Annotated in this window: 10 protein-coding genes; 3 read left to right on the top strand and 7 right to left on the bottom strand. The window is 49.6% G+C overall.

What is annotated here, in order from left to right; translation table 11 throughout:
• The first annotated feature begins 66 nt into the window (after positions 1-66).
• Positions 67-1,155: a LacI family DNA-binding transcriptional regulator gene (locus SE18_RS04125; protein WP_054533153.1), complete on the top strand. Its 1,089-nt coding sequence runs from the start codon at positions 67-69 to the stop codon at positions 1,153-1,155.
• Positions 1,156-1,215: 60 nt separating this feature from the next.
• Here SE18_RS04125 and SE18_RS04120 read toward each other — a convergent pair whose 3' ends face one another.
• Together SE18_RS04120 and SE18_RS04115 are read right to left on the bottom strand one after the other, a co-directional pair.
• Positions 1,216-2,091: a slipin family protein gene (locus tag SE18_RS04120; RefSeq protein ID WP_054533152.1), complete on the bottom strand. Its 876-nt coding sequence runs from the start codon at positions 2,089-2,091 to the stop codon at positions 1,216-1,218.
• Positions 2,092-2,109: 18 nt separating this feature from the next.
• The gene (locus tag SE18_RS04115; RefSeq protein WP_054533151.1) at positions 2,110-3,420 is read right to left on the bottom strand and encodes an NfeD family protein; all 1,311 of its coding nucleotides are present in this window, start codon (positions 3,418-3,420) and stop codon (positions 2,110-2,112) included.
• A gap of 266 nt (positions 3,421-3,686) precedes the next feature.
• Here SE18_RS04115 and SE18_RS04110 point away from each other — a divergent pair, with 266 nt between their 5' ends.
• Together SE18_RS04110 and SE18_RS04105 are read left to right on the top strand one after the other, a co-directional pair.
• Positions 3,687-5,171 carry a serine hydrolase gene (locus tag SE18_RS04110; RefSeq protein ID WP_054533150.1) on the top strand — a complete coding sequence of 495 codons (1,485 nt, stop codon included), beginning with the start codon at positions 3,687-3,689 and terminating at the stop codon, positions 5,169-5,171.
• A 25-nt stretch (positions 5,172-5,196) separates the two neighbouring features.
• The gene (locus tag SE18_RS04105) at positions 5,197-5,430 is read left to right on the top strand and encodes a hypothetical protein (protein WP_054533149.1); all 234 of its coding nucleotides are present in this window, start codon (positions 5,197-5,199) and stop codon (positions 5,428-5,430) included.
• Here SE18_RS04105 and SE18_RS04100 read toward each other — a convergent pair.
• From SE18_RS04100 to SE18_RS04080, 5 genes are all read right to left on the bottom strand, one after another.
• The gene (locus tag SE18_RS04100) at positions 5,417-6,454 is read right to left on the bottom strand and encodes an HD domain-containing phosphohydrolase (protein WP_083469710.1); all 1,038 of its coding nucleotides are present in this window, start codon (positions 6,452-6,454) and stop codon (positions 5,417-5,419) included. The genes SE18_RS04105 and SE18_RS04100 overlap by 14 nt on opposite strands.
• 2 nt (positions 6,455-6,456) lie before the next feature.
• Complete coding sequence (locus SE18_RS04095) at positions 6,457-10,590, bottom strand: PAS domain S-box protein (RefSeq protein WP_054533148.1); 4,134 nt, start codon at positions 10,588-10,590, stop codon at positions 6,457-6,459.
• Between the two features lie 284 nt (positions 10,591-10,874).
• The gene (locus SE18_RS04090) at positions 10,875-11,330 is read right to left on the bottom strand and encodes a hypothetical protein (RefSeq protein ID WP_054533147.1); all 456 of its coding nucleotides are present in this window, start codon (positions 11,328-11,330) and stop codon (positions 10,875-10,877) included.
• A 97-nt stretch (positions 11,331-11,427) separates the two neighbouring features.
• Positions 11,428-12,021, bottom strand: a complete 594-nt coding sequence (locus SE18_RS04085) for a lysophospholipid acyltransferase family protein (RefSeq protein ID WP_160319467.1) — start codon at positions 12,019-12,021, stop codon at positions 11,428-11,430.
• Between the two features lie 61 nt (positions 12,022-12,082).
• Positions 12,083-13,414 (bottom strand): J domain-containing protein, encoded by a 1,332-nt coding sequence (locus tag SE18_RS04080; protein ID WP_054533145.1) that lies wholly within the window; start codon positions 13,412-13,414, stop codon positions 12,083-12,085.
• Positions 13,415-13,423 lie beyond the last annotated feature (9 nt).

The raw sequence follows: 13,423 nt of genomic DNA, 5'->3' as shown, positions 1-13,423 counted from the left end.
TCTGTAACGATTCAGAAGTATAGCATGTATAATACAGCCTGACAATCAGTCCAAAGGAGCAGATCTGTGGCAAACGAGCATGAACCCGCCAAACCGCACCGCATCACAATTAGCACCGTTGCCGCTGCTTTAGGTGTCGCCGTCTCAACTGTTTCCAACGCCTACAATCGGCCCGACCAACTTTCAGCAGACCTGCGCGAACGGGTGCTCGCGATGGCCGCTGAGCTTGGTTATCCCGGCCCGAATCCAGTGGCCCGTAGCCTACGCCAACAACGAGCTGGCGCGGTCGGAGTCTTGTTTGCAGAACGCTTGCCCTATGCTTTTCGCGACCCAGCTGCATTAATGGTTTTAGAAGGCATCGCCAGCACCCTTGAACAAGCCAAACTTGGCTTATTGCTTGTGCCTGGGCGCGACGACGATACAACCACCGTTCAGCAGGCCTTGGTCGATGGCTTTATCGTCTATTCGATGATGGACACTGATCCCTTGGTTGAAGCAGCCTTGAAGCGGCGCTTGCCAACAGTCTTGCTTGATCAACCGCCACGGCCAGATGTGCCTTCGATTATTGTTGATGACGAGGCTGGCGCGCGGATGGCAACTGAACATTTATTGAGCCTTGGCCATCGCCATTTTGCAATTATCACCGATCGCTTGATCGAAACCCACGTTCGGCCATCACATGCGCCAATCAACGTTCAGACACAAAGCGAAGCAACCTTTTTTGTAACTCAATTACGCTTGCAAGGCTATCGCCAGCCACTCGAACAGGCGGGCATTGCTTGGAGCGATGTGCCAATTTACGATTGCAATGATAATAACGAAGCTGATGGCGCAGCAGCCATTCAGATTTTGCTGGCCCGCACGCCTCGGCCTACTGCAATTCTTTGTTTGACCGATCGCTTAGCCTTGGGGGCAATCGCCGGAGCACAACAGGCGGGCTATAACGTGCCCGAACAGCTATCGATCGTGGGCTTTGATGATATTCCGCAAGCAACCAGAATCACGCCAGCGCTCACGACCATTCGCCAAGATCATCGCCAAAAGGGCTTATCGGCTGGCCAAGCCTTGATTGAACTCCTCGCAGGCCAAAGCCCAACTGGCTATCAACGGCTGGCGGTCGAACTTGTGGTGCGAGATTCAACGGCAGCAATTTAAATCAAAAAGCCCTGCTCCTTCGTTCAAAAGAGCAGGGCACATTGCCGGATTTGGCACTCATTATTCGAGTGGCAAGCCCGTCATTGGATCAAACAGACCGCGCCGCGCTTCAGGATTCGCAGGGCGTGGTTCATTTGGCTTTTTACCACCTTCCGAATAGCCATCATTATTCAGACCACTATAGGCCCGATCAATAAATGGCCGAATCAAGTCGATTGGCAATGGGAAGACCAACGTCGAGTTCTTTTCCACTGCAATTTCGGTCAGGGTTTGCAAATAACGCAATTGCAAGGTTACTGGCTCGCGTGAAATCACATCGGCAGCTTCTGCCAAGCGCTTTGAAGCTTGGAACTCACCGTCGGCGTGAATGATCTTAGCGCGTTTTTCACGTTCAGCTTCAGCTTGTTTCGCCATCGCGCGTTGCATTGATTGGGGCAATTCAACGTCTTTGACTTCAACGATATTAACTTTAATCCCCCAAGGCTCCGTTTGCTCGTCGATAATTTGTTGCAAACGATGGTTAATTTGCTCACGTTGCGAAAGCATTTCGTCAAGCTCAAATTGACCAACGACTGAACGCAAGGTTGTTTGGGCAATTTGCATGGTCGCGCGAATGTAATCCATCACGTTAACCACCGCCTTGCCTGGATCAATCACCAAGAAGTAGAGCACCGCATTAACCCGAATGGTCACGTTATCGCGGGTAATAACTTCTTGGGCCGGCACGTCCATCGTAATCACCCGGGTGTCGATACGGAACATGCGCTCAAGCATGGGAATCACAAAGAACAACCCAGGCCCACGCACCCCAACCAAGCGACCCAAGCGAAAAATGACCCCTTTTTCATACTCAGGAATAATTTTGATTGCCGAAATCAAAAAGAAAAATAAGATCACGGCAATGAAAATCAAGACAATACCGCCAAACTCACCCATTGTACTTACCTCCGCGCATTAGCGCCCACTATGCGCCACACGACGCACAATCAAGGTTAACCCTTCTAAACCAACAATTTCAGCCTGATCACCAACCGTCAAGGCATCGTCCGAACGAGCTTGCCACAAGGCTCCATCAACAAAAACTGTGCCTTCAGGCGCCACCGTTGAGCGAACTTTGGCAATCGTACCAATTAGGCGTTCGCCACCAGCGCCCCGCCCAACCAGTTTACTACGGCGCATAATCCAAAGACTAAGGCCAATGATCACCGCTAAACCAACGCTCAGCCCAGTGATTAAGGCTCGTGAGACGATAATCCCTGGTGCTTCTGCTGGATCAACCAACAACAAGGCGCCTATCACGAATGAAGCTAAACCGCCAATTGTCAAAGCTCCATGGGCTGTTGCAAAAATATCAACGGCAAACAGCACAAAAGCTAAGATCAATAGCACAACCCCAACCGTATTCAGCGGCAACACACTCAGGCCATACAAGCCCAAACAGATCGAAATGACGCCCAAAAAGCCGCCTACACCTAAACCTGGGTTAGCTGCCTCGAAATAAATCCCTAGGCTGCCTAAGCTAATCAGCATCGTGGCAATGGTCGGGTCGCCCAAGAAGTGTAATAGGCGTTCGAGCCATGTCATTTCGATTGCTTGAAAAGCACTGGCTTGGGTTTGCAATGTAACCTGCGTGCCATTGGCCAAATTAACTTGGCGACCATTCAGTTGACGCAATAAATCAGCATCATCTTGGGCAATTAGATTGATCACGCCACGTTCGAGCGCTTCGCTGCTGCCAATCGAAACACTTTGGCGCACTGCTTGCTCAGCCCATTCAGGGTCGCGGCCATTCGATTTGGCCCATGTGGTGATGCGCGCAACGGCATCGTTGGTAATTTTATCGCGTAGATCACCATCTATATCCGAGCCACTGCCATCGACTGGATGGGCAGCCCCAATATTGGTGTTGGGCGCCATTGCTGCAATGTGCGCAGCGTAGGTAATGAAAACCCCTGCCGAGCCTGCATTTGCTCCCTGCGGCGTAACATAGACAATCACTGGCAGTTTGGCATTGAGCAAGGTCTCGCCAATTTGCCAGGTTGAAGATGTGAGGCCACCAGGAGTATTGAGCTTGATGACTAAGCCTTGGCAAGCTTGGCGCTCCGCTTGAATCACGCTGCGTTGCAGATAATCGGCGACCGCTGGGTTGATAATGCCACTGACCGAAGCCATACACAGCGCATTATCCGCTGCTGCATAACTAAAGCTTGGCAGCATTACCAAACTTAGCCAAACAATTAACGCTATTATTCGAAGCTGTCTCATCGTACCTCCCTTGGCGATGCCATACAGCCTATACGAGGCAACCTGTAAAATGATGCAACGGTTCTGGCTGTATTGTAGCAGGCTTCGCAAGGGCTGCGTCACATGGTAAGATTAAAGAGCTTAAACATTCTCATACAATCTTCATTTTAAACAGCAAACTCTAGGTACCCGCAAAGCAGCAACCTGCGGTATACTTAGAGGGTTCTCACTGTGCTGGTTAGCCGTATCGTACACAATTCTATTCACTTATCAAGCTACATGCATCAATGAAAAAAGCTTTTTTGCTCTTTTGGGTGACGATGCTCTCAATTCTGGCCTGTGGGATAGCAATTTACTATCTGCCTGCCACAGAAGCAGTCACTCCCTCCAATTCACATTCTGAACGCACTGCTGCAACTCCTGCCGAGTTTGATGCGCCACCGCCGCTTTCGATGCTCTCTTCAAGCGAATGGGTTTTTCCTGATCGCAGCAAAGTTGGCAGCGTCGAAATTGGTGGCCTCAGCGAAGATCAGGCCCTAGCCGCACTCCAAGCTGCATATCCCAATGCCACGCTTAGCTTAACCAACCCAAGCTTGCTCGCACCAATCAAGCTCAGCATGGATCAACTTGGCTATCAGCATGATTTCCAGCAAGCGCTGCTTGACGCCCGCGATTTGGCCGACAAGCAAATTCCCGTGCGCTTGGCAATCAAGAGCACCTTCGATCAGCAATTGCTCGATCAAACATTTGCTAAAATTGAGCAAGCAGTTGCTCTTTCGCCAACGGTTGGCTACGATCGCGAACGCTCAGCATTTGTGCTCACTCCAGGCTTAACCCTTGATCGCACAGCACTGTTAGCCGAAATTAGCCAAACCTTGCAGCTCAGCCAAACCCTGTCGATTCCAACCCAAGTGCTGACCAATAATCTGCAAGCAAGCCCCGAGCAGCTGACCGCCGCGTTGGCCGAACGCGAAGCTGAATGGGATGGCGTGTTTGGGATTACGGTCTACGATATTAAAAGCGAGCAATGGTACGATTATCGCGGCGATACGGTCTTCTCTGGAATGAGCGTACTGAAAATTCCGATCTTGTTGCAATCGTTTATCAGCCGCGAACGCTTCACCGATGATCAATACGCAATGATCGATTTGATGATTGGCGATAGTGATAACGAAGCCTCCAACGATTTGCTGGCCATGATTGGCGATGGCGATGGCTTAGAAGGCGCAAAAATTCTCGACCAAACCTTAACTGATATTCTTGGCTTAGAATATACAACCTTGGCAGCCCCATTCGAGTCGATTGATTATCTTTCGCTGGTGCAGGGCGTAGAAGTGCCGAAACGCGGCCAAGAAGGCGCACAGCCTTATACCAATGCCGACCCATATGTGCGTTCGTCGCCGCGCGAAATGGCCCAAGTGGTTTGGGCAATTGTCGAATGTAGCCAAGGTCAAGGCGTGTTGCTCGATATGCAAGATACGTTGCTCAGCGTCGAACGCTGTAACGAAATTCTCGCAATTCTCAGCCGCAATCGCGATACCAACAAAATTGTGGCAGGCGTGCCTGAAGGTAGTTTTGTGGCCCACAAGAGCGGCTGGGTCGATGATGCCCGCGCTGATGCAGGCTACGTGCGCGACCCCAACGGCGATGAATATATTGTGAGTATGTGGATTTGGCAGGATACTGATTTTATTGAAACTCCGGTTTCCGACCCCTTACTCGCTGATATTTCGCGGATCATCTATACTGCACGCCATCCCCAAATTCGCTAGTCGTTGTTTGGAAAGGGTCATAGGGATGCTTGGAACAGAACCACTATACATTGAACAGTTGAAGGTTGAAGCAGAACGCTTGCAGCGCCGTTTTGAGCAAGCGAGCGATGTCGATGAGTTTATTCGGGTCAGCCAAGAAGCCAGCCGCCGAATTGCTGTGCTAGCCCCGATTGCCAGCATCATTCAGCGTTATATGCTGATTTCTGAGTTGGCGCATCGTGAATACGAAGCCCAAAAGCCCCAAACTACCGAAGCGTAGCCGGGGCATACCGATGCAACACTAACGACTCAGGAGTCTCCTCAACGAGCTGCAAAAAGAGGGGCACAAGTGCAGGATCAAAATGGCTACCCGCCAAACTTGCAATGTGTTCGCGAATCCGTTCGACCGGCCAGCCCAAGCGGTATGGTCGGTCGGAACGCAAAGCATCCCAGACATCAGCCAAAGCAAAAATTCGCGCCGCTAAGGGAATTTCAGGGCCTTTTAATCCCCGAGGATAGCCACTCCCATCCCATTTTTCGTGATGACAATAGGGAATATCCAGCGCTGGCTGTAAATAATGAATTGGCCGCAGCAAGTCGTAGGCATAGGTTGGATGTTTTTGCATCACCAGCCATTCTTCGTTGGTTAATGGGCCTGGTTTATGTAAAATCGCATCTGGAATGCCCATTTTACCAATGTCGTGCAGCAACGAGCCACGCCAAATTTGCACCAAATCGTCGCCAGCAATTCCCAACGCCTCGGCAATCCGCACAGTCATTTCAGTCACACGCTTGCTATGGCCCTCAGTTTCTTTATCGCGCAAATCTAAAGCCCGCGACCAAGCCTCGATTCCAGCGTTATAGGCATCGATAATTTCTTGATTCAAGCGCTCAACTTGGCGACGTTCGTCTTGCAAACGGCGATAGCGATTTAGGCGCGTAATCGTTTGCAAACGGGTTTTTATTTCAAGGCTATCAATCGGCTTGCTTAGAAAATCGTCGGCCCCAGCTCGCAAGCCCTGCAAGCGCGATTCGCGATCATCCAAGGCCGTTACCATTACAACCGGAATTTCGGCCAGCAACGGGTTGGCACGAATTTGGCGACAAACTTCAAAACCATCCATATCAGGCATCATTACGTCAAGTAGGATTGTATCTGGCAAAAGTTCTAGCGCTTTGGCAATGCCAGTTATGCCATTGTCAGCAAAAACCAGCTCATAGCCTTCGCCTTGCAACACTGCGTTCATACTTGCTCGCGCAACGGCGAGATCGTCAATGATCAAAATGGTAGCAGCAGAATTCACGATCAAGCCTCCTTTGATGGGTTGCACAAACCATTGATTAATCGTTCAAGTTCGACTAAATTTAATGGTTTGTATAAAACTGTATCAGCATGCTCGGCAATATGCTGATGTTCAATTATGGCGAGTGCACTTAAGGCAATTATGGGAAGATCACGGTAATTTTTATGGCGGCGAATTGTGCTAATCATCTGAATCGCGTCACCACCAGCCAATTGTAAATCCAGCACCAACAAATCAATTGCTCGATTGGCAATTGCCTCATACACGTCGTGCTGATTGTAAACAAGCGTTACTTCCCAACCAAATTCACTCAAAAAATCGCGAATCAATAAGCTATTAGCTAAATTATCAGCAGCAAAGAGAATTTGCTTTGGGCTATTAACTGGCAATTTCTGATCCATCTGATACGCCGAATCAATATATTTCAAGGTATTGAACAAACGCTGTTGATTCATTGGTTGATACATACAATGCCAATGCTCAGGAATTGTCATATCAAGCTTAAAATCTTGATCGCAGAATAAAATTACCGGATTATCGTTGGTTTGCTGGCGTAACTGTTCAAAAACTTGCTGCGATAAGCTAATTTGACGCAAATCATAGAGGATTGTTTGGTTAGTAGCCAAATATGGTTGTAAATCGAAATAAGGTTTGCAGAAACGCACAGCCCAACCTAATTGCTCAGCGTAAGCCACCAATTGGATATTCAGCGTGCGATCTTCAGTAATTGCTAACAACATTGGCTGCTGACTTGGTTCAAGCGCAGCATGATCAATGCCATACCAGGGCAAGATTAAGCGAAATTGACTGCCAACCCCAACCTCGCTTTGTAATTCAACGCGACCACCATGTAAATTGGCCATGTGATAGACCAACGCCAAACCTAAGCCAGTTCCAGCATATTGGCGCGATAATTTGCTATCAAGCTGCGAAAATGGCCGAAAAAGCTTGGGAATATCGTGAGTATTGATCCCAATTCCCGTATCCCAAACAGTGAGCGCAACTTGGCGCAATTGGCTATCAAGCTTAACACTTAACCCAATTCGACCGCCATTGGGTGTAAATTTTACCGCGTTGCTCAATAAATTAACCAACATTTGCTTTAATCGGCGTGAATCGGCGCAAATCATTGCATCATCGGCACATGGCTCATACAATAATTCAAGTTGTTTGTTATGAGCTAATTTTTGCACCATCCGAATGCTTGCTTGGCAAATTTCATCAATAATCATCGTTTGATAGTTGATCGTGAGCTTACCTGCTTCGATTTTGGAAAGATCAAGAATATCGTTGATCAGATCGAGCAAATGGCGGCTATTTTCATCAATCTGGCTGAGGGCTTGGGCTTGCGCTTGGTTCAACGCTCCATATTGCTCGTAGCGCAAGGCCTCGCTAAAGGCCAAAATACCTGTCAACGGGGTGCGCAATTCGTGGCTCATGCTCGCCAGAAATTCATCTTTGAGTCGCGCTGCTTTGGCTAATTCAGCGTTGGCGATGCTTAATTCATCGGTTTGTTGCTGGAGCCGCTGCTCAATCCGCTTGCGCTCGGTAATATTGCGAATCACCATCACAACCTCATCACCGCCACTCGGCGCAATTCGTGCCTCAAACACATTGTTACCCTTGGGCAAGGTCAGTTCATACTCAACATTCTGGGTACTGTTGGTTTCAATTGCCTGTTGGGTAGCGTTCAAAATATTAACTATTTGAGGCTGCGGCAATTGGTTGTTGGCATTTGCGCCGATCATCGCATCTTGGGGCAAAAAAAGATCTGATGGATCGTTGGTGTGATAATCCAAAATTTCGCCCTTGGCAGTAAAGCGAATCATCAAATCGGGCATGGCTGCCAAAAGTGCGCGATTTTTGGCTTCGCTCTGGCGCAGTTGCATTTCAGCCTGTTTGCGTTGAAACAGCGTGCCTAATTGGGTTGCGATGACCGAAATTAAACTGCTGGTGCGTTCGTTGTCGGCACCTTTGCTGCTACGAAAGAACTCAAGGATAGCCACAACTTGATCGTTGGCCAAAATTGGCACAACCACCGCCGATTGCAAGCCAACCTGCTGAGCCAATTCATAGCCACGCTGGCTGAGATTCCATTCGGCCCAATATTGCTGCTCAAGCAGATACTGGGCTGATTGTTTGGTTTGCCAGACGCGCCCAGCCATGCCTGCGCCTTGGGGCAATTCTAAGTTTTGCATATATTGATAAAAATGCTGAAAGCGCTCGTTACTGCTCCAACGAATTGGCGCTAAGGCGAGATAGTCTTGATTGGCGCTTGGAACCCAAGCCAGGCTCAAATCCCAGCCAATCGCGGCGCAAATATTACGCAACACCACTTCGAGCGCGCTATTGAAATCAGCGGCCTCACTCACCGAGCGGGTTGTACGATAGAGCAAATGAAATTCTTCTTCGGAGCGTTTGCGGGCAGCGATATTATTGCCAATGAGCAAAAAGCCCTCTAAAACATCTGCATTCAATAGTGGCGTGATGGTTAATTCAACTGGAAAGCGCGAGCCAGAGCGGTGTACCGCTTGCCATTCGTGAGGCTCGGAAATGCCACGGCGCGCCTCAGCCAGCAAAATATCCAAATCGGAGTAAAACAAGCCCTGATTGCGATGTTGCTCCATCTCCCAGCGATAGGTTAAATCGGAGCGATCGAATAATTTGGTAGGAAAGGGGCGGCCCAACAACTCTGATTCTTGATAGCCAAACTCAAATTCGGCAGCTTGATTGAAGCCACGTACTACGCCGCTTGGATCGAGTGAAATAATAATGGAAGGTGCATGTTGAATCATAGTGCGCTGAAATCGATACGATTGAGCTAACTCTTGGGTTCGTTCGACAACACGTTGTTCAAGCTGCTCATTCAATTGGCGAATTTGTTGCTCTTGCAATTTGCGTTCGGTAATATCGCTGGCTACGCCGAGCAATTGGGCTACGTGGCCATCAGCATCGGTTGTAAAAGGCGTAATCCGCAGGGCAAAATAGCGATATGGGCCTTCAGGCGAGCGTAAACGACACTCAAAATCCAAAATTAATGGTTGACCATCGTTAGCTACTATACTACCTCGTAGAGCTTGCTGGATGCTAGCCTGATCGTCAGGATGGAAGAGAGACCGAATAGTACTACTATCAGTAGGATCAATATTAAAGCTTTTAAACCATTGGCGACTAACCTCATTGGTATAGATGATCGAGGCAGAATCGCGGTCGTAGATAAATAATTGCGATGGCAGGGTATCGGCAATTTTTTGGATAAAATGTTGATTATCTTGGGCAGCAGTTTCAGCTTTTTTCAAGGCACTGAGATCGTCGGTAATGCCAACAAAGCCACACAGCACGCCAGCCTCAATCACTGGCGAAATTCGCAAGCGCAGCCAGATTAATTGATTCATGTTGGTGTTCATGCGGACGGTTTGGTCAAACAACACCGCGGGAATTGGCTGTTGCTTGACTGACAAGGCTAAATCAGACCAAAAACTCGTACTATTCGAGAGATCGGTTGGGTGCAGAAACTCCATCCAAGCATCGCCGAGCACCGCTTCGAGCTTCACTTCGAGCATCTGCAACAGCGCGGTGTTGGCATACACACATTGGCCCTCGGTATCGCAGAAGAACACGCCATAGGGCGCAGCTTCGTTGATCGCGCGATAGCGGGCTTCGTTGCTGCGTAACATCACTTCGGCCAAGCGGCGGCTGCTACTATCGCGGCCTGAAATATTAACCCCCTGGACAACTCGTTGCTCATCGAGGATTGGCGCAAAATGAAATTCATAATAGCGGGTTGCGCCAGCATATTGATGCACAAATTCTTGGGCAAAGGCTTCGCCCTGCAAAGCGCGGCGATAGGCATCATTCCACGGTTTGGCAATCGCTTTGGGTAGTTGCAACATGCTAATCGGCTGACCTAACTCAATGTGTTGGTCGTACCATTGATGCAAATACTCATGAAACGTGCGATTGCTCATAATCAAATGATAATTGGTATCAATCGACCAAATGAGGCTCTCGGTATGGTCAATCAAGGCTTGGAGCTTGGCAGTATGGCCGCGTACTTGCAGTAATTCGGCCTCTAGCAGGCGCACTTGCTGGGTTAATTGCAGCTCCAGCAACGATTCATTGGCATAACAGGTCATAACAGCAATTCCTCAACACGCTCTTGAAGCATTTTGTATACGCCAAGCAAGGCAAGCGTGCATTTCTATCGCTAGCGTACGGTTGAGAACCAACGGAGAACCTTACGAATTGCTCGTTATGAAAACGATTTCAGTCCTATTTAGGCTAGTGCTCATAGGGTAGGATCACGCTCAAAAGGGGGGAGTTTAGCGCCCAAGTGCGGGGTATGAATCAAACACGCCAGGTACAACATCGACTGGCGTGCTGCGCGTTGCGATCATCACAAATGCTAAGGATTAAACTTTTATGGGATTTTAGATTTAACGAAATCATAGGCTCCAGGCGCAAGATCACCCCGGATATGTTCAAGCAACGAACGCTCAAGCTCGCGGTTAGGGTCGCTCAAATAGCGGGTTGTGCCTGCTTGGCGCAGAGTAATCACTTCGTTAAAGATTGTTACTTGGGTTGGGATGTCAGTGGTAAGCAAATCTAGGTTCATGCCCCTGTAGCCACGGCTGGGTACTTCTGTAGGAGCAGCCACGTTGGGTGCGGTTTCGAGCACATACTGAATATAGGCAACATAATTGCTATCAAGTGACCATTGAGGATCGGGCATGCCCGAAAAAACAGCAATAGAGCCTTTGGCTGCGTTAGGGGTAGCTGAATCGCCACGTTCGGTTATGGCTGACAGAAATAAGCTGTATAACGCAAACATTACCAAACAGAAAGCCAACCAAGCCAACAGCAAGCGCCAATGCATAAAACCCTCCTAACTCCATTAATCCAGCGAAGATTAACACAGCTAGATGAGCCAGCGATTAAAAAAACCGCCCGCAAAGGTTTGCGGGCGGGGCACTTTAGGCGTTTAAGGCATGTTTGTAGAAGCCACGCATGGTTGGCGGCAGCAGCGAGGCAATTTGATGCATAGTTGTGTCCAAGGCGATTTGGCGGCCTTCATGGCCTTTGATTTTACGATCAACGATGATTGGCGCAGCATAACGTACAATCACGGTCGAGCGCCGCCATGGCCAGCCCATGGTTTTTGTGCCAATCACCGCAGCAGGCACAATTGGCACATTTGCCAACTGCGCCATCGCAATCACGCCATGCTTGCCTTCAAGCAACTCACCAGAACGCGAGCGGGTGCCTTCGGGCAAAATGATTAATGGCTGGCCGGATTGCAACACCGCTTTGCAGCGCGCTAAGGCCTCGCGATCAGCTTCGCCACGCCGCACTGGAATGCCGCCAACTGCGCTGGCAATGCGCCCAAGAATCGGCAATTCAAACAACTCTTGCTTGCCGAGTGCGCCAATCAAATGGCCGGGCGACCCCAATGATAAAGCCACAGGGTCCCAGTTGCTCACATGATTCGAGGCCAAAATATAGCCCCCAGTTGCGGGCAAATGCTCCTGGCCTTCAACGACCAAGCGCGCTCGCATTCCTAACAGCACACGACAAATAAACCTAACAATATGATAGACAAATGGCACCATGGTGCAAACCTTCTAGCAGCTATGGCAAAGCGCGAAGTCGTAGGTTATCAAAATAGACATCAGCACCATTATTGCCAGCCAATACAAAGCCATACGCTCCACCAGGGAACGCAGGCAAAATAACTTCTCCAAGATAGGTATCATTCCAATAGAGATGGGTCACAGCGCCGCGTTGGGCAATGACCAAGCGCCCAGGCGCCAAGCCCTCGCCTGAAGCTAACAGCGCCGTTTGGCCAGCAAAACGCTGCTGAAAAGCCCAAGTTCCATCGGCGGCAATGATAAAGCGATAGTAATTATTCCCATCAACAAAACCCATCATCAAGCCACCGCTGCCGCTGACAGCCTCAACATCGGCAGCTAAGACCACATTTTGGGCGGGCAAAGCTGGGCCAAACGACCAAACCGAGCCAACCCCGGGCACCATGGTCATATGATAGCGGCCATTGATAAACTCAAAATTCCAGTTGCCACCATTGCCAACAGGCCAGGTGCCACCATCCAAATTATCGCTCACCAGCACTAGCCCACTCAGATCGTCGGGCAATGGCGCAGGTGTGTTGCTTGGCACAGCACTTGGCTCAGTGGTTGGGCTTGGCTCGACGCTTGGCTCAATGGTTGGTTCAAGCGTTGGTTCGCTTGTTGGCTCGATAGTGGGTTCGCTGGTCGCTTCAAGCGTTGGCTCGACGCTTGGCGTAACGATCACGCCTTCAGCACTCGTCGCAGTAGGATTAATCGCCACTTCGCCTTCAAGCGTGGCAGTCGGCACTTCGGCCACAATCAGCGCAGTTGCCGTAGCATTAGGGTTATTGGCCCCGTTGTTTGAACCACCAAGAAACCAGACAGCGCCAACTAAGGCAACCACCCCAACGCTGCCGCCAATAATCGCCACAGCTTTTTTATTGATTGGGCGCTTGGCTTTGCTTGGCTGATTGCGTTTCAAGGCAAATTCAGCCCGATACAGCAAATCGGCGCTATCGCGATAAAACGGATCAGCATTTTGAATTTGGCGAAAAACATTTGCAGCACCAGCAAAATCATTGGCGGCCAACAAACCGCGACCATGCTCATACAACTGAGCCAAACGCTCAGGATTGCTGGTTGGCTCAGGCGTTGCTGCTGCACTTGGGGTTGCACGCCGAACAGGCTTGTCTTTTTGGGTCAAACTATAGGCTTCGGTAATCGCTGAAGCTCGTTTGCGGGCATACTCTTGTTCGTTGGCACTCGCACTGTTCCAACGATCAGGGTGATATTTGGCAATTTCTTGGCGATACGCCCGTTTGATTTCCTCTGGTGTGGCAGTTCGCGCCACTCCAAGCAGTTCATAGGAGTCAAGCTGTTCAAAATCGTACACGAGCACTAT

This window comes from Herpetosiphon geysericola (assembly GCF_001306135.1).
GTDB classification, from domain to species: domain Bacteria; phylum Chloroflexota; class Chloroflexia; order Chloroflexales; family Herpetosiphonaceae; genus Herpetosiphon; species Herpetosiphon geysericola.
Note: the sequence above shows the minus strand (reverse complement) of the source record. Positions and strands in the feature narration are given on the sequence as shown.